The sequence below is a fragment of the Acidimicrobiia bacterium genome (assembly GCA_040289475.1).
GTDB lineage: Bacteria > Actinomycetota > Acidimicrobiia > ATN3 > PSLF01 > PSLF01.
In genome coordinates, this window is record PSLF01000007.1 from 56,483 (window position 1) to 76,961 (window position 20,479).

Genomic DNA, 20,479 nt, shown 5'->3' on the forward strand with positions numbered 1-20,479 from the left:
CTAGATCTACCGAGGAATGTGCCCTCCCTGCAAGGGTACCCTTACAGTGACGACTGCTCCGTCGTTATTCGAGACGCTTAGTTCACCCCCCAGCTCCCCTGAAACCAGGGTCTCTACGATTTGCAGTCCAAGGCCTGAATCTCTTTGCACGTCAAATCCTTCAGGAAAACCCACCCCGTTGTCAGAAACTTCCATGACTACGTGCGAGTCGTCGCGATTCATCCGGATCCTCACGACCCCCTTTATGGTCTCGCCCTCTTCGCGTCTGGGAAATCCGTGCTGAACAGCGTTCTGCAATAGCTCCGTAGCGATCACCGCCATTGGAGTCGCAACCTCGACATTGAGATCGGGCACCGCTCCTTCGATTTCAATAGCTATTGTCGCGTCTTGGGGTACAAGTGCTTCTTCTACCATAGCCACGAGAGACCGCAGAATAGAGCGAAAGTGAACTTGGTCTCCTGGCTCTCGGCTGAGCACTTCGTGCACGAGAGCTATTGCACCGATCCTGCGTACCGACTCCTCCAATGCTTCTTTAGCCGCAGGCACCGCTAGTCGTCTCGCCTGCAACCTCAGAAGCGAGGCGATTGTTTGGAGGTTGTTCTTGACGCGGTGGTGGATTTCTCGAATGGCAGCGTCTTTAGAAAGGATCAGTCGGTCACGACTCCGTATTTCCGAGAGATCCCTGACCAGTACGAGAGCTCCCTCAACCTCTGCCTTCGACAACAACGGGATGACATAAAAAGCGACCGTGGCGTTGGGAACCTCGACCTCTTCGCTAGCCGGAACCTGCATTCTGAAAGCGGTCCTCACGGGAACCTGTTCGAGACCAACCTCGTGAAACGTCCTTCCCTTGCGACTTGACGTCACCCCGAGCTTACGCATTGCGGAAACCGCATTGGGAGAGGCAAAAACGATCCTCCCCTCCGCATCGACCTTTACAATGCCGTCCCCTACCCGGGGAACTCCCTCCACCTCCAACTCCTCGGATGGAAAGGGAAAAGTTCCCTCGTCGACCATCTGGAAAAGAATCTCGGCTACCTCGAGGTAAGTCTTCTCGAGATCCGACGGACGTCTCGCCACTTGGGCTAGGTACTCACGGACCAATACAGCTATCGCTGTACCTTGCATTCTCACAGGGACCGCTTCCACCTTGACGCGTTCTCCAATTTCGGGGCGAAAAGTCTCTGTAGTGACACGCTCGCCACTTCTCCAACACCGTGCTACATAGGGCACCACCGCTTCACCCACGATCTGGCCTGTGGGGTCCACTTCGAACAGTGTGTGTGTGGTATTTGGTCTAGCGAGTCCCAGCACCACATAGCATTTGGGGTCGGAAACACAGGGACAGAAAAGAACCAAATCAGCAAAGGAAAGGTCCGCAAGAAGCCCCCAAGTGGCTACTAAGTGCTGAATGTGAGACAGGCCATCGGGATTGAGGCGCGTGTACTTAGCCGCCAGCTCCTCCAACGACGGCTGCGGCTCGGTTGATGTTATCTGTGAGACGAGTTCGTTGGTCATCACTCTAGGACCTGCTTTCGCTATTTTCGGGTGGATCAAGAGGGAATCTGATAGGTCGCCTCTGACGATACCCGTAAATTTCTCGACACCCCAAGCCCTTCAAAAGCTCACAGAGATTGTCGACCCTATAGCCGACCAATTCTGGCACGTGAGCATCGGAGGCCGTCGTGAGTTGGGCGCCTCTGGAGACTGCAACTTCTAGAAGCTGACGTTCCGGATACTGCTCTTGCGCGGGAACCCTCCATCCTGCGGATGAAACCTCTAGTCCTACACCCTCTCGGGTGCAGACCGTCACCAAGCCTGAGTATGCTGCGGCGAGGTCATAGTTGCGGGATCTGTATCCAAACTTTTTTGGAAGATCAGGGTGAGCCAGTACCTGTGGCACTCCTGTAGAGGCCAATGCCAGTAAGTGGTCGAAGTATTGCTCGTACACTGAATCCGGATCGCGCCGTTCCCATTCGTCCGACACTTCTTCGTTGTCGAAACCCCAGGCTCCTATCCAGTGCACCGAACCTAGTACGAAGTCAAGCTCGAGGGAGTCGAGAAACTGTTTCACTTCTGCCATCCTGCCGGGGAAGAAATCCACCTCGAGTCCTGCTCTGATAGTTACTCCCCAGTCGTGGTCAGCACGCAAGAAATCGAGGTATCTATGCACTGACTGAGTGGCATGCTGAGCAAAGTACTTTTCGCAGTGGTCCCTGAGCCATTTGGGATCGTCGGTGTCGTTCCACCAATCGCCAACTACATCGACGAACTCGACAAAGCGGAATACGTGCTCTGAAAGACCGACCTCGACCAAGCCTTTTCGCTTTGCCGTCTTCGCGATACTTTCCAACCTCTGCAACTCGTATTCACCCGACTCGCCATGTTGGTGGTAATGAACGTGATAATCGATCATCGAAACTGTGATTCTTCACGATCCTTACTAAAACAACTAAAACAACCGCCAGCCTGGAGAACCGTTGGAAACACCACAACGAGCACTCGAAGACCTGAACCGGAGAATTATCGCCTGCAAGGCATGTCCGAGGCTCGTCGAATGGCGCCAGAGCGTTGGCCGAAAGCCTCCGAGGCAATACATTGGCTGGCGGTACTGGTCGAAGCCCCTGCCTGGATTTGGTGATCCCTGCGGCCCTCTCATGATCATCGGCCTAGCCCCCGCAGCCCACGGTGGCAATCGAACAGGAAGAATCTTCACTGGCGACCGGTCAGCGACGTTCTTGTTTGAAGCCCTGTATGAGGTAGGTTTGGCCAACTTGCCCGATAGCCGTAGTCTCGACGACGGGCTAAAGCTCCAGGGTGCTTACCTCTCAGCCGTAGTGCGGTGCGCCCCCCCTGCGAACAAGCCAACCCCGCAAGAGAGGGACAACTGTATTCCCTACCTCATCGAGGAAATCGAGATCGTGCAGCCGACGTCGATCCTGTGTCTTGGCCGCTTTGCATGGGACGGGATACTCCGGGCGACAGTTATTGCCTCTGGTGAGATACCCTCACCCAGACCCCGTTTTTTCCACGGAGCAGTTGCGAATATTAGATGGAAAAGCAGATCGATCTGCACAGAGCCCCGCATGGCGAAGACTGAGGGTAGGGTTACTGAGGTACCACCCTCGATGCGGCCCATCGCTCTCGTCGCCTCGTATCACCCCAGCCAGCAGAACACCTTTACAGGGAAACTGACAAAAGCAATGCTGGTCGATGCGATGCTTTCAGCTGTCGCTGAAGCAGAAAAGTTGGCTAAGACATCTTCCCAGTGACACCACGCGGCAACAAGCCGAATGCCTCGCGATACGTAATGTGCTTGCTCTGCTAAAATCAGAGGCCGGGTTGGAGACCTGGATCGGGTATGCAGCGTGTGCAAACTACCTGTCCCGTCTCAGGGGCATGCGGGCGACCTGTCGATAAATCCCCCAAAAAGCGAAGGCAAGGGTTGTCGTTTCATGGCACGCAAATCGAGTAACGCATATATCCGTCTTTTGATCTTTTTGATAGTTTTTTCTGCTGCGCTGGGAGGAGTGCTCCCTGCCCCTGCATTCGCTTCCGATCCCGTCCTCCCGCCAGAGCTGTCCACCGTCGACGCTACCTCCATCAAGCCCTCTAGAACTACACCACGCACTGGTGACAGCGAGCCGGTAGTAGAATCCGAGCCGGTCGACACAGGACGCATTTTCGATATGGTCGGCGCTTCGTGGGAGATCCCCTCCAACTCTCGCAGTGGCCAAGGTCTGGATGGTCTAGAGGGATCGGAACCACTCTTCGAGGTGCGAGGGGCTGTGGAGCCAGGAAAGTGGGGTCCTTGGATATCGTCCGACGAGGCTGACGGACCCGATCCCAGCACCGGCGAGGGGGTGGCTAACAAGGTAACCATAGGACCTATATACCTGGGTCCGTCTCGCTACGTCCAAATCAGATGGCGCGGACCCCATGGTATACAGAGTCCTCCAGAAGTAACCACGATAGACATTCAAGGGCGCCGGGCTCCCCTTCTCGCGAAGGCTGCTGCATACTTCCGAGCAATATTTCGCTCCCGACCCCTTCTCGCCAAGGCCTCCAGCCCCCAGCCCAGTATCGTGTCGAGGGCCGGATGGGGGGCTGACGAGTCTCTCAGGCGAGGGGAGCCTAGTTACGGTGCCGTAAAACTTGCGATCGTGCATCACACTGTGTCCACCAACGTCTACGGTCCGGGCGACTCAGCCGCAATCGTGCGAGGGATATACGCCTACCATGTCTTGACTAATGGCTGGAACGACATCGGGTACAACTTTTTGATCGATCGGTACGGGCAGATCTTCGAGGGGCGTTATGGGGGAATCGACCAGCCCGTAATCGGAGCTCACAGCTGGGGATCCAACTCTCAGTCGACCGGTATAGCTATCATCGGGGACTTCTCCTCTGCATCTATACCTGGCCCTGCCTTTGCCTCGCTGGTGGCGCTTGTCGATTGGAAATTAGACGTGCACTCCGTCGACCCCACAGCCCGAGTCGACATAGTAAGGACAGATGGCGTACCCCTGAATCTGCGAGCGGTCTCGGGTCATCGCGACGCGTTTCCGACTTCGTGCCCTGGAAACGGCGTGTATGGGACACTCGACTCAGCTGCTCAGCAAGCAAGGGATTCTGGAGGACAGAAAGTCTTCGGCGCCCGGTGGATACCCGAACAGCCGCGGTGGCTCGGAAATGGATTCGAGTCAGTTCGTTTTTCGGCATACCTCAAATACGAGGCCGCATGGAAAGTCACGATCGTCGACTCCCGAGGAGCGTCTTTGCTCACCAGGACCGGCTCCGGCGCTTCAATCGATGTCTTTTGGGATGCACGCTTTCCCGATAAAAGATCGGTGTTGCCCGGCACCTACTACGCCGTCGTAGAAGTTCAAGGGTCTATGACAAAGCGCATTCCCTTGCAGCTGACCGCCGGACCGACCTTTGAGCAGTGGTTTCTCACTTACAATCCCAATGCCGTTCCGACAGAAGTGACGCTGACTCTCTCCGGAAACGAAGGGGTTCTTGGGGTCAAGAACTTTGTAGTTCAGCCAAAGGCAAGACATACCTTTTTCGTCAATGACTACGTCGTTGGAAAAGAAGTCTCCGCCAGAGTGGACTCTTTGGTTCCTGTAGTTGTGGAAAGAGCTATGTACTTCGACTACCAAAGATCCTTCGATGGCGGGGACGCAGCCTTCGGTGTGCCCCAGCCCGATACACAGTGGTACTTCGCCGAGGGTTACACGGGAGGAAGCTTTGCAGAGTATCTAACGCTTTACAACCCTCAGGACTCGGATGCAACCACCAGAGTGGAGTTTTTGTTCAATCCCACGGGTAGCCAGAGCCTGGATGTCGTAGTTCCATCGAAATCGCGAAAGACTATCTTCGTCAATTCAGTCGTAGGATCCGGCAAAGAAGTGGCAATTCAAATAAGTTCGAACATTCCAATAGTGGCCGAGCGACCCCAATACTACGACTACTTGGGCTACAAAGGCGGAGACGTGGTCGTAGGTGCCAGATCTCCCCTCCGGGAGTGGACCTTCTCCGAGGGTTACACGGGCCGAGGATTTCACACTTACCTTACGCTCGCGAATCCAGGCTCGATAGATGCAGTCGTGACCATAGAGCTACTCGGAAACCAAGGCCTCCTAAAACGGCTTGAGGGAGTCCTTGTAAAAGCGAAGGGTCGCACCACTATTTTCGTCAACGACTACGTTGGACCCGGAAAGGATGTGTCGGCCAAAGTCTCATCGACTCAGCCAATAGTGGCTGAGCGGCCGATGTACTTCGGCTACGGAGAGGTAGACGGAGGTCACGTAGCTCTAGGTGCAGTATCCGCAAAGACCAAGTACTTCTTTGCCGAAGGTTATACGGCACCAGGATTCGACGAGTACCTGAGCCTTTTGAATCCCAACGCTTCTCCTATATCGGTACAGGGCACCTACAGCTTCCCATCGGGAGCTCCCATAGTGAAAAGCTACAGCGTCGGCCCCAATTCCCGGCTGACAATAGCCGTTCACGACGAGGTGCGCAGAGCCGGGGAGGTATCTGTCGCTCTCGAGTCGTCGTCCCCATTCTTCGCTGAGCGACCTATGTACTTCCACTACAGAGGGGCCTGGAAGGGAGGAAGTATCGTCCAAGGGGGCGCAGAGCCAGCATCGCAGTGGTACTTTGCCGAAGGTTATACGGGGTAGGAAAAGGGAGGCGACTATACAGCTCGGTGCTAACTAGTCCCCGCCGAGATACGTCGAGGAGACGGCTGGGCAAGTATCTGTTTTAGCTCGGCTTCCAACTGATTGATCACGGCCTCCAGGGAAACTCGGTCGGAGTCGTCCAGCGGGTGTCTCGAGTGAACGTGTCTATCTAGGCTATCGGCCAACGAGCAGATGTCGCTCAATCCTGTCGCTCTCGAGAGCCGCGCTGACCTTGCTTTTTCCAGCCGGTAGACGAACTCCCGAACGGTCTCCGACCCAGCTCGTTCAAGACCGTACTCGGTCGCTACTCGCTCCAAGCGCTTTAGCATTCGTTCCTCCCAAGCCAAAACCACCTCTGCACGCCGTCTTCTTCGACTCCTAACGCAGAATGCCGCAGCCGTACTGGATAGCAAGAGCAGCACTAGTGTCGAGACGGCCGACGGATCTAGGCTCCACACCCTCTTGCCAAAACGAAAGATCACGGAAAACGGAGCTCTTGCCCAACCAGGCAAGGAGTCGTAACGGGCCTTCGCCCACTGCAATGCCTCCTTTACCTGACTGAAACTGTCCGCTCGTGGCACTACATACGTCGGGTCTGACTCGACCCAACCCACTCCCGGGAAGTAGATCTCAGTCCACGTGTGAGCATCGCGTCCGCGAACCTCGTACATTCCCGAGAAAAAAGAGTGTTGGCCAGGTACGTATCCCGAGACCAGGCGCGCAGGTACCCCCGCCAACCTGAGAAGCATTACCTCTGCAGTGGCAATCTGCTCGCAAAAGCCTTTCTTGTCTTCGAATAAAAACGTGTCTAGAGCGTCCTTACCAGGAGGGAGAGGCGGGATATCGAGCGTGTACTCGGTGTTCTGCATCAACCAACGTTCGATGGCCAAAATTTTTTCGTAGCGGGTGGCGCTCCCTCGGGTTATCTCATATGCCAGATCACGTACCCTCTGGGGAAGGCTGTCGGGAACCTGAAGATATCGCTCCAGATCGGCCTTTGCAAGATCCGTACCGTACTCAGCGTTGGCCAACTCAGAGGCGTTGACGTTGAGCCTTCGAGACACCACCGAGTACACAAGTCCCTCGTTCACTTCGACAGGGCTTCTCACCGAGCCGTCACGGTCGACTCTGACATAGGCAGCAGGAAAGTAGATTCTCGTTGCCCGATACGCCCCGAACACAAGATTCGCCTGAGGAGCCTCTATGTAAAACGTTTGGATCAGCTCGTCGTACCGACTGTTCGGAAGTGAAGGCCCCGGAGGACTCGGAAGAAGCATCTCGTTTTCGAACGATTCGATCTTGTTCGGAGGATCTTCGTCTGCGTGCCAAAACCTCCCGTCGTAGGTCGCATACGCCAGCCCACGCCAGAATGCTGGCTTGTCAGCCCGCACTCGCATTACCAAATCGTCTCCGGGTCGGCCCCTTACCGAGAGATCCATTCGGTTGGCAAAACCAAAGTATCCCCCGTCCACCCTAGTCACGCCCCCCTCTCCGGTCGCTTCTTCGAGACCAGGCGTCTCGATTCGCAGACCACCACTGCCTACGGGGGAAACCCCTTTGATCGAAAAAGGGAGTTTGACAACCCGCCCGGTTCTGAAGCGAGGCATGAGCGTGTAAGTTGCAAGCGTAGCGGCGGTGATCGCAGCCACCAATGACACGAATGCAACGGAGCTTCGGACGAGGGCACTCCTGCTTCGCGATTTTTCTGCACCAACCTCGTTTTTACCCGAACCGGGCGTAGCCGGTAACAACTTTGTGCCGCCCTCGAAGCGCTCCTTGTCTGCAATCTCGGAATCGTGGCCGAGACGTAGTACAAACAGGGAAGCGATTCCAAAGACTACGATTACCAATCCGAAAGTATTTGTAAGCGCCTGGACAGCGCCCGCGGCGACCATCGATAGGGCGGCTGCCAAGCTAAAGTACAGGTCTCTACGACCTGGAAGGTCGAAAGAGTGCATTGCCTGCACCCATACCATCAGCTCTCCGAGTGGCTGGATCGTGTCTGAGACCGAAGCGATACCGATCCTGGCTATGGAGCGTAGAAACGCCCCGAACGCCACCACGATGGCAAAGGTCAGAACTAGCTTTATTTCCCAGTTGTCTCGCTTCCGAAACCGCCAGGAAAACACCATTCCTAACGGGATCACGGTGAGCCCGATGAGAGCAGTACTAGGGCGCACGATATCAGTAGTCCACAGCGCAACCACACCGATGAGCGTGGCGACTGTTGTAGCCACCCTGAGCGGAACAGAGTCCTCTGGGTGAGGAGGTCTATTTATGCGGCGGAAGCCGCCGATAAGCCGTCGAAGCATATGTCTCCTCGCGGCGGAACTATCCACATCCGTGCAGCAGAAGGCATGGTCTCGACTGAAGTCCTCGCTTCCTCCTCAGCGACGACGATGGCGAAGTCGAGAACACCCTCGAGACCCTCTGGCCAAGCCGATCGAGCCGACTTCACACCCACTACAGCCCCCATCGGAGCCTCGCGACAAAGTCGGACAGCTTTTAGAAGTTCATCACGGGCTACAGGTGCCTGGACCCTTGCCAGGGTCGACCTCAAAACGCTGGCAGAAGGAGAGGCAAGAACAAGCGGGCCCCGACCGGGATCCTCGAATCCTCCGGGAATCACCAGACGCACCGGTATGTGAGCCTTGACAGCAGCGCGCACCAGCGATCCCGCTACCGACAGCACTCTGTCGAGAGTCATGGCGTCTGCAGGTGGGGAAGTTACCACTAACACCGCCACAGGTGTTGTTCCCTCTTCCTCGAACTCTCTTACAATCACTTCGTCCCGTCGGGCACTCGCGGGCCAGTAGATGTGACGCACGGGATCCCCTGGAAGGTACTCTCGAAGTGCGAAGAACTCATACCCTTTCCCCCGCTTCGGGGGTTCCCGCTTGCCCTCCCCGTTGAGGACATGAGTCGTGAGGCCCACCGGGAGCGCGATCTCGAATATGGGAGGAGCCACCTCCACATCGCCCTCGCATGGGACCGTTCGTCTCGTTCTCCACAATCCAAACGGCGCGTAGCATGCAGCTACAAGGGGTGGGCTAGAGTAAACGCCCCGGTTACGTGGGACTGCCCTCAAGATTCCTTCTACGTCCTCGATAGATCTGGATACTTCTACGATGGCCGGGCGTGAGTCGGTAGCGGGATCCCAAACAACGAATCGACCTCCGGAGCCCAAAGTCGACACCGTAACAGGGTACTCTATGAGCTCACCGATAGTAGCCCTGACAATGCCATGACGCCGCGCCCTCAGACGCCTAAGGGGGAGAGAGGACCACGGCGCCGAGACCACGACAATCATCGAACAAGCCGACGCAAGTAGGTACAGCCACGTACTACCGGTGTTGACTCCGATCAAAAAAAGGCTGACGGCAAACGCTAAAAGGGCGACGCCCTTGGAAGTCGGCGCCGTCCTTAGATTCGCCAATCGCCGCCGAACTCTCCTCAACTTCCCAATCACTCTCTTCGAACCGTAGGCACCGCTACGTGAGTGAGCACATCGGAGATGAACGTGCGTCCTGCCCCGATCGTTCCCGACCCCTGTGCCAACACTATCCTGTGACCCAACACGGCCGGCGCCACCGCCTTGACATCGTCTGGCGAAACATAGTCCCGCCCAGCCATTACTGCGTGTGCCTGAGCCGTATGCAAGAGCGCCAATGAACCCCTAGGAGATACCCCGATAGCTACTTGGGGGTGTTCTCTAGTGGCATGAGCGATAGCTACTACATAGTCGAGGACAGCCGCCCCCGTGTGGACCTGACGAACTGCCCTAGATGCCTGCGCAACCTCTTCTAGAGTGCACACAGCCTTTATCTGTTCTATTGGATGTCCCAACGCTTGAGAGCGCAGCACTTCCTTTTCAGAGCCTACGTCTGGGTATCCCAAAGAAACAGCCAAAGTGAACCGGTCCATCTGTCCCTCTGGTAAAGGGTACGTTCCGTGGTACTCGACAGGGTTTTGGGTGGCTAGAAGAACAAAAGGTTCAGGGAGCACGTAGCTGTGTCCCTCCACGGTTACCTGATGCTCTTCCATTGCTTCAAGAAGGGCCGACTGTGTCCTAGGGGTAGCACGGTTTATCTCGTCGACTAGCACTACATTGGAGAAAATGGGGCCTTGGTGGAAGACGAACGCCTCGTCTTCGCGCCTATAGATGACAGAGCCAGTGACGTCTGCGGGCATCAGGTCGGGGGTTCCTTGAATCCGAGCGAATCGTCCCCCGATGGAGATGGCTATAGAACGGGCAAGAATCGTCTTTCCGACACCGGGGACGTCTTCAATGAGCACATGGCCGCCGGCGAGCAACGCGGTGGTCACTAGCTCTACGACTGAGCGCTTTCCCCTAACTACCCGGGTAACGTTGTCGACTATTCGAGCTCCCACTGAACGGGCCCCGGACAAAGCCGCGTGCAGCTCTTCGCCAGAAAGGTGTCTTCCTGCAGCGGATTCGGAGTGGTAGTGCTCCCCCGTGCCAGCGAACAAATGAGCGTCGGTCATGCCCTATAGTCCTAGCTGTTCTAGTGCGTAATCTCGCGCCCGACGACCTCGAAAGGTACCACTAGCAAGTATCGTCCCTATCCAAAGCCATCTGAACCAAAGCGAGGATCGCTCAGGATTGCGAAGCTCTGGTCCTCAAATTTCACGCCCTTATCCAAGCGATCGCCTCCCCTACTCCATAGGCAGTGCCGATCGCAACGAGTAAGACCCCCACGTAGATCCTGACTCGCCGCTCCCCGGATAAAAGCGTTACTCGGGACCCTAAGTATGAGCCGACCAAAGCCCCAGCACACAGACCGGTAGCCAGATACCAGTCGATGTTGCCGAGACGCCAGTGTACTAAGGTGCCAGGGATGGCCATTAGTCCTGCAACGACTAGTGAAGTGCCGGTAGTCTTCTTGATCGGCATGCCTAGCAGCCGGTAGTAGGCGGGCAACATGACTATTCCTCCGCCAATGCCCAATGCTCCAGAGAGAAACCCCGCTACTACCCCGATCCCCGCTGCGATCGGGACTCTCGCTTTCGAGATTGCCCTCCAACGGCTAGACTCGTCTAGGTGTCTCCCTTGGAAAATTCTCCCCCCTCCGTAGACGACCAAACACGCTGTTGCCAACATGAGGGGCCGGCCACCCACTACCCTTGCGAACAAAGCGCCTAACACAGTGAAGATCACGCCGGTCGCGCCAGTGGCGAATGCGACCGGCAAGTCGCAGCAGCGAGAACGAAGATAGTTCCATGATCCCGACGCAGAGGCAACGACAATAGCGGGAACTGTGGTCCCCACAGCTATAAGTGGAGCCGCTCCCAACACCCTGATTCCCGGCGTCGATACGATAGCGCCGCCCAGGCCAGCGGCTCCCGAGAGGATTCCTGCTACTACACCGACGATCGCGCCGGCTGCAACTTTGCTCATAACGACCGACGCAAGAGACTCACCTTGAAAAGGTTCTCGGCCATCTTCCCCAAACTAAGCAAGTCCGATACCTCTCCGGGTACGTAGGGAATCGAGCCCACGAGCAGGTGGTCGCTCCCGAACTCGCGGGCCTCTTGTGCTTGGCGCACGGCAGCAAAATGAAAGTTTTTGTAGTTCTCCGACACCTCGTTCAGTACTCTGTTTATAAGAAACGCGTCGTAGTCATCACCCACCAGAGCCTGAAGGGACTCGACGAGAGCCGGATCCGTCAAGCGTTCTGCCTTCTCTGCTGCTACCTTGTCGAGAAGGTAACCAGGGAGCACTTTGTTGAAGAGAATCGCCTCGAGCGGGAATCCACGGGCAATCAATAGGTCTCGAAAGCTCCGAGCCTCGAAAAGAGCGGCTGTCTCTAGGGTCGAGACGACCGCGAAAGCCGTGTGAGCATCCCTCAACATCCGATCTACTGCGGTCGCCCGTTCTACAAAGCCGTCGTACATCGACTGGAATAAGAGAAAGAACTCCGCAATGTCTTCTAAAAACTTCGAACCCAAGATCTGATCGGCTATCCGATAAAAGGGGCGGGTTGCAAAGTTGAAAAAGCGGGAGCCGACGTCGCCTCCTACCCGATAGGGGGCGGTCAGTAGCCTCAACAGCCTACCCCCGAAAAACTCTTGCACCCTGCGGGGGGCTTCAACGAAATCGAGAGCATTTCGCGAAGGTGGGGTGTCCACGACTATAAGGTCGAACTCAGCTCTAGAGCGAAGGTCGTACAGGCGATCCATCGCAATGTAGTCGTGACTCTGAATAAAGCGCCCTGAGAAGCCTTGATAAAGAGGGTTCTTGAGGATGCGGTAAGCCTCTTCCTCCGACTCTGCATATCGCCAGATCATCTCGTCCCACGATCGTTTGGTGTCTATCTGCATCGCGTAAAGACTGCCCCTGGGCTGAAGCCCGGCCTCTTTGAGCGAAGACTCGTCTATTTCGAATGCTTGATTGCCCAGGCCCGACAGGCCCAAGGCCGTAGCGAGCCGTCGTGCAGGATCTACTGTCACGACAATGGACTTCCGCTCTAGGTAACATGCAGAAAACAGCCCTACCGCAGCAGCTACAGAGGTTTTTCCGACGCCACCACTCCCAGAGATGACAATTACCCCTTTAGAAGAAACAAGGTCCACCAGGGAGGACGAGGCTAGCTCTTCGGCAACAGGAAAGGCTGCATCTATTGAAAAGGCACGAGAATTATCCAGCTGTTCGCGCTGCGGGGCATCTGGCGTCTGTGTGCTCTCGCTAATAAAAGAATGAAGCATTTTCTTGATACGTCACCTCATCGTGTCAGGAGAGCTCCTCGGCCAGCGCATCGGCGAGAATCTTCGTCGCGCGCAGGCCGTATCCCGCAGTAAAGACATAGGGAACGTAGTAAATTGGGACACTCACCGACTCTCTCAAACGCGATAGGTTCTCCAATGCCGAACGCCTCAGCCCGATCGCCAAACGTGCAGCTTCGAAGTATGGCCTTGGTTGGTAATTGATATGTTCTCCGATCGTCTCAAGGCAATCCTGCTCGGCGAGGCGCTCAAATACCTGCTCCTCCGAGCTAGTAAATAACTCGGGGAGAGCCTTGTTGACAATGACCGCTGCTGCTCTGGTGCGGCTTTCTTGTGCAAGCCTGTCCAACAGCTCGATAGTCTCAACAACCGGCATCTCTTCGGGAGTCGTGACGATAGCAACTGCGGTTCGCTCATGATCCTCCAGGATTGCAGCCATCCCCTCGGTCTGCTCCCGGATGAGCCCGACCTGGACCATGTCCCTTATTGCCCGGTGTGCTGTTAGCTGTCCAACGATGTGTCCAGACGCCGTACCGTCCACAACTATTAGGTCCCATTTCGGGTAGCCCTGCTGGTTCGGATCCACTAGTCCTGCTTCCCACGTGATCTTCCCGATCGTGAGAATTTCTTTAACCCCGGGTGCTGCAGTAGCTACGAAATCGAATATGCGAGCCAGCGGGCCGATGCGACCTACCCAAGGGATGCGAGCAAAGATTCGGAGGTACTCCCTAAGAGCCAACTCCGTGTCTACGGACAGTCCATAAAGGCCACCGTGGAGCTCCTGGATGGCGCCGTCAGCAGGAGGAACGGAGAACAACTCGCATATGTCGTGCTTACCGTCGAGCTCGGCGAGGAGCGTCCGCTTACCAAGGCTCGCGCCTAAAAAGGCCAGAGCACACGAGATCGTTGTCTTGCCTACCCCTCCCTTTCCCGTGACGAAGAGGAGTTGGTGGTCTAGGAGATGGATCTCAGGTGCGTTAGCTGCGGGCGAAGCCAACTCTGCGTTCCCGGTCGCTTTCCACCTCTACGTACGCAAGCTTGTCTGCTGGAACGCCCACACGCCTGCCACTGTCGTCCTCGAACCAGATCATCGACGACTGCTCAGATATAGCCACCGAGATATCGCGCAGGAACGTCTCCAGCTTGTCTTTGTCTCTTACGGTGCACGTGAGTTCTTTGTGCATGTTTACAACACCTATCTTGATCTCCATCTCACCTCGCTAGTAGTCGACTCCCTTTACTCGATGGTGAACCCTCAGACCACTGCACACTCCAGCAAACCTGCAGGAGAATAGATCCCGCATGTTGCTAAGAACTCAACATTAGCGCACAGAAGATCCTGCGATGAGAGCTCTTGCGGATTCGCTCTGCTTTTGCTTTTGTTTGTAGTATCGCTCGGTAGGGTTTTGGTAGAAGGTCTAAGGGGATGCAAGGGTTCGGGCGGGAGCCCGGCGCCCCATGCTCCACATCCGCAAGCTTGACATCGATCGACGTGCTTGTGCCCTCTTGAATTACTGAAGCGCTCATGCATTGAGTTTGATATAGGTGCAATCGGCTCTGAAACACACTGGGAGGAGTAAATCGGTGCTTTTAGCCCCCCCTCGAAATCGCGGTACTGCACGGCCGTTTGCAGGCCTTTTAGCCAGCAGGAGATTGGTAGCAGCCCTATGCTTAGCGATTACTGCGCTCGCGGTGGCATGCAGTTCGTCTGGGTCTTCGCAAAAAGGTTCCCAGCGATCGGTGAGAATCGGGCTTTTCCCGAATGTGACCCATGCGCCGGGTATCCTGTGCTACGAAAGAGGAGCCTTCGAGGCTCAGCTACGTTCCGAGTCGAGGCCGGGTCGTGATCGCGGTATAGAAGTTAAGCTCTTCGATAGCGGGCCTCAAGCAATAGAGGCAATTTTTTCAGGGGCAATCGACATCGCCTACATTGGCCCCGGGCCTGCTTTAAATGGTTTCCTCCGCTCTCAAGGTCAAGCGCTCCGAATAGTTGCAGGTGCCACTTCTGGGGGAGCTTCATTTGTGGTGCAGCCCGAGATCGCATCGGTTTTTGATCTCGCCGGCAAAGTAATCGCCACCCCTCAGCTGGGCAACACTCAAGACATAGCAGCCAGAGCTTGGCTCAAGCGAAACGGATTTAAAACAGATCCCGCCCAGGGTGGTGACGTCACCATAGCTCCGCGACCCAATCCCCAAATTGTCGATGCTTTTCGCAATCGAGAGATAGCAGGAGCCTGGGTACCCGAACCCTGGGCTTCCCGTCTCGTTGTCGAGTACGGGGGTAAAGTTTTAGTTGATGAGCGGGAGCTGTGGCCGAAAGGTCTATTTTCGACGACTGTGGTAGTCGCCACTCCTGCATTCATCCAAAGCGATCTGGACGCACTAGTGGCAATCCTCGTTGCTCACTTGCAGTGTATTGATAGTCTCAATTCCAGTGACCTTGCATCGGTATCCGAAGCCAGGCGATCCGTAGAGACTTGGTTAGGTCGGACAGTGGGCAAATCGCTTCCTAAAGAAGTTACGGAGAGGGCATGGAGCGAACTTACATTCACCGCAGACCCTCTCCTTGACACAATCGTTCAAACGGGTGCTAAGGCGGTAGAAGAAGGGCTCCTTCCGCCATTTGACAATTCCAGCATCGAAGGATTTGTCGACCCAAGGCCACTCGATCGGGCTTATGAAACGATCCAAGCACTCAGCCAAAAATGAGTGACGCTGGCAGCAGTAGTACGGCTCTTGGCAAGTCCGAGCGCATCTCTCACCAAAAGCTTGACGACGAGCTTTCTGGCCTCGATGCATTGGAACTCCCTATCCCCGAAAAGCGGTCGCTAGTATCTCGGATATGGTCGAGCGCATGGCCAAAAGCGGCCGCAGTCGCCATCGGGCTTGGGGGATGGCAGCTGCTCGTGGCTTTGAAATGGAAGCCGACCCATGTCCTTCCTCCTCCAAAACCAGTGGCCGCGCGTTTGTGGTCAGACATCGTGAATGGCAACCTCCTGGCGGCTCTCGCGATAACGATGCGGCGAGCGGGAGTGGGTTACGGCCTGGCGATAGCGATAGGTCTCATGGTGGGAAGTGCGGTCGTTTGGTTCAAACCCCTGCGAGCGGCAATTGGTTCGCTCATAACGGGCCTAGAATCCATGCCGTCGATTGCCTGGTTCCCGCTGGCAATCCTCTTATTTAAATTGTCCGAGGCGGCAATCGCTTTTGTCGTGGTTTTGGGAGCAGCCCCCGCTATCGCTAACGGATTGATTGCCGGCGTTGACGACATCCCGCCGTTGCTGTTGCGTGCCGGAAAAGCCATGGGGGCTAGGGGCTTAGACTCGTACCGCCATATTGTTCTCCCTGCGGCGCTACCCTCATTCGTGGACGGCCTCAAACAGGGGTGGTCGTTTGCCTGGAGGAGTCTGATGGCTGGGGAGCTGTTGGTCATCATCGCCAACCAGCCCTCGATCGGCGTCAAGCTGCAATTCGCACGGGAGCTGTCCGACTCCCAGGGAATGCTGGCGATCCTCGCACTGATCCTCGTACTGGGGACCGTCGTAGACTCCCTCGTTTTTAGCTCCCTATCTCGTCACATAAAACGACGGCGCGGACTGTTAGCAGGCTGAGTCGGGCCTTCTATATATGCGGGCCCATTCAGGTCTTGGGTCCGCCAAGGACTCCATCTAGCACTTCCTCTAAGGTGTATGGAAACTTCCACTCGCCTTGAGGATCGGAAGGTCTGCGTTTGTACTGTCCGAACTCTATGAGAACCCCAGACGTCGATTTCGGATGCAAGAAAGCCTCGTTCCATCCGTGGGGTCGGAGCGACTTGTCTACGACGCGAAAGCCTGCTTGCTCGGCCACTTCGATTGCGGATTCGATGTCTTTTACTTGAATCAAGATGTGGTGCATGCCAGGTCCACGCCGGTCTAAAAATCTTCGAACGAAAGAGTCTTTGGACAGCGGCTCGATCAACTCGATCTTGAAGCCTCCTGGATAGCAAAATTGCACAAACCTAAAGTTCTTCAGAAGATCGTCACCGGCGTCGACGAACGTTCCCCCCAGCAAGTCTCGATACAGGGGGACGAGGTCCCGCACCCGTTCCACTGCTACAGCCACATGGTCTATGTAGCTCACTCCCACAGCTTTTGGGATACTTCCCTCAAGGCGGGTCATCTCGGCGTGAATTTCTTTCATGTCTCCATAAGACAATCTAGCTAACTCCGCCCCCACCGTGTCCTAGCGCATTCATCCTTGTTGACTCATTCATCCGATTGATCAAATTCCCCTGCAAGTAACAGCCCGCGAAATCAGTGCATCCTGCCGCCCTAATTAGGGTCGCTCAACGAGTCGAGGGCCCTGACTAAATCGGCCATCTTAGGCCTATTGGGCTCCACCTTCGGCAAGATTTCCTCTTCAACGAGCGAGGCCGCAGCTACTGGACCCACTGCAGCCGGAACCACCGAGCCAGCAAAAGCTTCCTTCACCTCTGCCAAAAGGCCCATGCTTCGTGCCACCTCCAACAAGTTCTTCACCTGGGGTCTTGACGTGAAGCACACCGCATCAACTTCATGACTAGCGATGAGTCGCACGGCTTCCTGGAGGGGTCCGATATTTTCTGGAAGCCCCCAAGTATACGGATAAACATCGAACACTTTGGCACCTAAGGAGCGAAGCTCTTGGCGTATGAAGGCATTGTCGGAGCCGTAGTGCTGGAGAGCTACCTCGCGGCCAGCTATTTCGCTGCCACGGCGGCGGAGCACATTCGCAAGCTGCTCACTGGTGTGAGGCTCGGGAGCCATTTCCGTTGGTTCGATCCCGTGTTTACGAAGAACCGCCACGGGCTTAGGTCCTCTACATATCGTGGTCGTCGATGCTAGACCCAGCAAAAATTCATTTTCGAGTCCGATCTCTGACGAAGTCTCTATACATAGCCTGGTCCCCACCCCTGTCAACAAAACGACCATTCCGTAAACTCCTTCTACCACGCCCTCTATGTACCGGTGTACCGATGGCGCATGGGGATCCGGAATCTCCCTCAAAGATGGGGCGGATACAACCCGACCCCCTCTTCGCTCGATTAGCCCGGCGAACTCCTTTGGAAAGCGAGACTCGAGCGCTACTACCGTCTTGCCCGCGAGCCATCCCTCGCTTTTCGGCGCTAGCGGATCCGAGTACGGTCGGTCAGTCCTAGTATTCTCTGACATTGCGAACCCCTTTGTGGGGCCGGGAGACTGGTTGTTGCATATAAGACCAAGACTATATCTGTAGGTACTAGCATCGAGCAGAAGTTCTCAAGCAGTCGAGCGTGTAGAAGGCCCTCCTGCAAGGGCCTGCAGCAGAGACGGAGCAACGAAGCATTAGGAATCGAGCACCTTGAGGCGGTGGGCTACATACTCCATTTTGGCCGGCAAGAGGAGGCGTAAGTGATGAAGATTGGACTTGGAATCGGCGACTACTCTGGGCTGCAAGCCGCTCCCCGACAACTAACTCACCAAGCTATCAGAGCCGAAGAGCTCGGATTTTCCAGCGTCTGGGTCCCCCAGGTCATGGGAGCCGATGCTCTAACGACGCTAGTGGTCGCTGGGATGGAAACGAAGCGGGTCGATGTCTGTACCGGCGTAGTACCTATACAACTTCATCACCCGGTAGCGCTAGCGCAACAAGCACTCACCGTTCAATCGATCGTCGGAGGCCGCCTAAACCTCGGTATCGGACTTTCGCACAAGCCCGTCGTCGAAGGGATGTGGGGCGTACCATTCCACAAACCTGCACGCCGCATGGAGGAATTCGTCTTCATCCTGCAGGACCTAGTCGAAAAGGGATATTCCAGCTTTGCGGGCGATTTTTACAGGGTAAATGCCACGGTGAAGGTGGCCGAGGCAACACCTTTTCCAATTCTCATCGCAGCTCTCGGAGACAAAATGCTGAAAATCGCAGCTACCAAAGCTGCAGGCACGGTCACCTGGATGACGGGGGTCAAAACTATCGCCTCCCATATTGTTCCCAAAATCACTAGAGCAGCCCAAGAGGCAGGCAAGCCAAGTCCTCGAATCGTTGCAGGGATCCAAGTGTGTCTCACTCCGGATGTTGATGCCGCACGAAGGCGCGCCTCCAAGGTGTTTTCGATTTACCCGACTCTGCCCTCATACAGAGCGATGCTGGACATTGAAGGAGCAGAGAGCGCTGGCGATCTTGTCATCGCAGGCGACGAAAGAGCTGTAGAACGACAAATCCGCGCTTACATCGATGCGGGCGCCACAGAGCTACTGGCAGTCCCAGTGCCAATTGGAGACTCCAGAGAAGACAAGATGTCGTCGTTGGATCGCACAATCGAGTTTCTGGGGTCGCTGTCTTCAGAGTAGAGCCAGAAAAGAGCCGTGCCCTTGTGCTGGCTCTTGCGGACGTTTTTTCAAAGTGAGGTTGGCGCGGGCAGTATCGAGAGAAAATAACTGATAAGCCGAGAACGGCTGAGACGCTCCACTCAATCAAGTTTTTTCTTCGGAGTAATCTGAAGGCCGGGTATGCCTTGCCCCCTCGGAACCCCAGCCCGGCCCTCGGGGCGAGAGGGCGTCAATGATACTCTCAGAGGAATGCCCTTCGTGGCGGAGGTTCCCCTGGCTCCTGAAGAATCTATTTTCGCCTCTTTCCCAGCAGACGATCCCTGCTCGGACTCCGCAATAATCTTCTGCTTGCGGACCGGTTCCATTCCGTCGATTTCTGCCGCAATCTCTGTGATGGCACGAGCCCCAGGAGAATCTGGCTCAAACTCGACTACTGGTCGTCCCTTATCAGCTCCTTCCCGCAGAGCTGGATCCAGCGGCACTTTTCCCAACAACGGTACATCCAGTTTTGCAGCGAGGTCCTCCCCTCCACCCGATCCAAAGATTTCGTACCGCTTGCCGTCGTCTGCGACGAAGTACGACATGTTCTCGATAACCCCTATCACCTCGAGGCCCACCTTGGCCGCCATAGCCGCCATCCGCTGTGCCACTCGCTCTGCGGCGTGCTGCGGGGTCGTCGCCACTATCACCTCGGACCAGGGAAGAAACTGCGACATCGATATCGCCACATCGCCTGTGCCAGGTGGCATATCGACAAGAACGTAGTCTGGCTCCCCCCAAGCAACATCCGCCACGAACTGTTGAAGGGCCTTGTGAAGCATGGGACCGCGCCATATCACGGCCTGCTCCTCGGGGACAAAAAATCCCATCGAGACAACTTTCACTCCAAGAGTTTGTACTGGTCTAATCTTGTCGTTTTCGACAGAAGGCTCTTCTCGAGCCCCGAGTATCTTTGGGATCGAAAATCCATATACGTCGGCGTCTATCACGCAAACGTCTTTTCCTAGCTTGGCTAGAGCCACAGCGAGGTTCGCAGTGAGCGTCGACTTGCCTACTCCACCCTTGCCGGAAGATAAGGACACTATCCGTGTACGAGGCCCAAAGGCCTCGACAGGTTGGAGGTGCGCGGCGCTTGGACCGAAAGGACTAGTCATGGGATCCTCCCAAAATATTGCCTCTATCGCTCTGGGACGCACAGGGGTCACCAGGAGCACCTAG

At 55.8% G+C, this 20,479-nt stretch carries 17 protein-coding genes; 5 read left to right on the forward strand and 12 right to left on the reverse strand.

What is annotated here, in order from left to right; translation table 11 throughout:
- Positions 1-6 precede the first annotated feature (6 nt).
- Positions 7-1,521, reverse strand: coding sequence for an ATPase (locus C4318_05305; GenBank protein ID MER3454560.1), 1,515 nt, complete (start codon positions 1,519-1,521; stop codon positions 7-9).
- Position 1,522: 1 nt separating this feature from the next.
- Positions 1,523-2,416, reverse strand: a complete 894-nt coding sequence (locus tag C4318_05310) for a hypothetical protein (protein ID MER3454561.1) — start codon at positions 2,414-2,416, stop codon at positions 1,523-1,525.
- Positions 2,417-2,480: 64 nt separating this feature from the next.
- On the opposite strand from C4318_05310, the gene C4318_05315 reads away from it, so the two are divergent.
- Both C4318_05315 and C4318_05320 read left to right on the forward strand, forming a co-directional pair.
- Positions 2,481-3,272: a uracil-DNA glycosylase gene (locus C4318_05315; GenBank protein ID MER3454562.1), complete on the forward strand. Its 792-nt coding sequence runs from the start codon at positions 2,481-2,483 to the stop codon at positions 3,270-3,272.
- 183 nt (positions 3,273-3,455) lie between these two features.
- On the forward strand, positions 3,456-6,188 hold the full coding sequence (locus C4318_05320) for a hypothetical protein (protein MER3454563.1): 2,733 nt from the start codon (positions 3,456-3,458) through the stop codon (positions 6,186-6,188).
- 29 nt (positions 6,189-6,217) lie between these two features.
- Here C4318_05320 and C4318_05325 read toward each other — a convergent pair whose 3' ends face one another.
- From C4318_05325 to C4318_05355, 7 genes are all read right to left on the reverse strand, one after another.
- On the reverse strand, positions 6,218-8,500 hold the full coding sequence (locus C4318_05325) for a hypothetical protein (GenBank protein ID MER3454564.1): 2,283 nt from the start codon (positions 8,498-8,500) through the stop codon (positions 6,218-6,220).
- Complete coding sequence (locus tag C4318_05330) at positions 8,464-9,657, reverse strand: hypothetical protein (GenBank protein MER3454565.1); 1,194 nt, start codon at positions 9,655-9,657, stop codon at positions 8,464-8,466. The genes C4318_05325 and C4318_05330 overlap by 37 nt, the downstream gene beginning before the upstream one ends.
- Entirely contained in the window at positions 9,654-10,598 is a 945-nt protein-coding gene (locus C4318_05335; GenBank protein MER3454566.1) for a hypothetical protein, read from the reverse strand. The genes C4318_05330 and C4318_05335 overlap by 4 nt, the downstream gene beginning before the upstream one ends.
- Positions 10,599-10,836: 238 nt before the next feature.
- Positions 10,837-11,607, reverse strand: coding sequence for a hypothetical protein (locus C4318_05340; GenBank protein MER3454567.1), 771 nt, complete (start codon positions 11,605-11,607; stop codon positions 10,837-10,839).
- Positions 11,604-12,914, reverse strand: coding sequence for a hypothetical protein (locus C4318_05345; GenBank protein ID MER3454568.1), 1,311 nt, complete (start codon positions 12,912-12,914; stop codon positions 11,604-11,606). Before C4318_05345 ends, C4318_05340 begins: the two co-directional genes overlap by 4 nt.
- 25 nt (positions 12,915-12,939) lie before the next feature.
- Entirely contained in the window at positions 12,940-13,929 is a 990-nt protein-coding gene (locus C4318_05350; GenBank protein MER3454569.1) for an anion-transporting ATPase, read from the reverse strand.
- Positions 13,910-14,143: a DUF3107 domain-containing protein gene (locus tag C4318_05355; protein ID MER3454570.1), complete on the reverse strand. Its 234-nt coding sequence runs from the start codon at positions 14,141-14,143 to the stop codon at positions 13,910-13,912. Before C4318_05355 ends, C4318_05350 begins: the two co-directional genes overlap by 20 nt.
- A 334-nt stretch (positions 14,144-14,477) precedes the next feature.
- Between C4318_05355 and C4318_05360 the strand changes: the two genes are divergently transcribed.
- Both C4318_05360 and C4318_05365 read left to right on the forward strand, forming a co-directional pair.
- Positions 14,478-15,641 carry a sulfonate ABC transporter substrate-binding protein gene (locus tag C4318_05360; protein ID MER3454571.1) on the forward strand — a complete coding sequence of 388 codons (1,164 nt, stop codon included), beginning with the start codon at positions 14,478-14,480 and terminating at the stop codon, positions 15,639-15,641.
- The gene (locus C4318_05365; GenBank protein MER3454572.1) at positions 15,638-16,543 is read left to right on the forward strand and encodes an ABC transporter permease; all 906 of its coding nucleotides are present in this window, start codon (positions 15,638-15,640) and stop codon (positions 16,541-16,543) included. Before C4318_05360 ends, C4318_05365 begins: the two co-directional genes overlap by 4 nt.
- A gap of 28 nt (positions 16,544-16,571) precedes the next feature.
- Here the strand turns inward: C4318_05365 and C4318_05370 are convergent, their stop codons facing one another.
- Both C4318_05370 and C4318_05375 read right to left on the reverse strand, forming a co-directional pair.
- The gene (locus C4318_05370; protein MER3454573.1) at positions 16,572-17,150 is read right to left on the reverse strand and encodes a hypothetical protein; all 579 of its coding nucleotides are present in this window, start codon (positions 17,148-17,150) and stop codon (positions 16,572-16,574) included.
- A gap of 95 nt (positions 17,151-17,245) precedes the next feature.
- Positions 17,246-18,124 (reverse strand): hypothetical protein, encoded by an 879-nt coding sequence (locus tag C4318_05375; protein MER3454574.1) that lies wholly within the window; start codon positions 18,122-18,124, stop codon positions 17,246-17,248.
- 222 nt (positions 18,125-18,346) lie between these two features.
- Between C4318_05375 and C4318_05380 the strand changes: the two genes are divergently transcribed.
- The gene (locus C4318_05380; GenBank protein MER3454575.1) at positions 18,347-19,282 is read left to right on the forward strand and encodes an LLM class F420-dependent oxidoreductase; all 936 of its coding nucleotides are present in this window, start codon (positions 18,347-18,349) and stop codon (positions 19,280-19,282) included.
- A gap of 119 nt (positions 19,283-19,401) precedes the next feature.
- On the opposite strand, the gene C4318_05385 is transcribed toward C4318_05380, so the two are convergent.
- Positions 19,402-20,415, reverse strand: a complete 1,014-nt coding sequence (locus C4318_05385) for a hypothetical protein (GenBank protein MER3454576.1) — start codon at positions 20,413-20,415, stop codon at positions 19,402-19,404.
- Positions 20,416-20,479 lie beyond the last annotated feature (64 nt).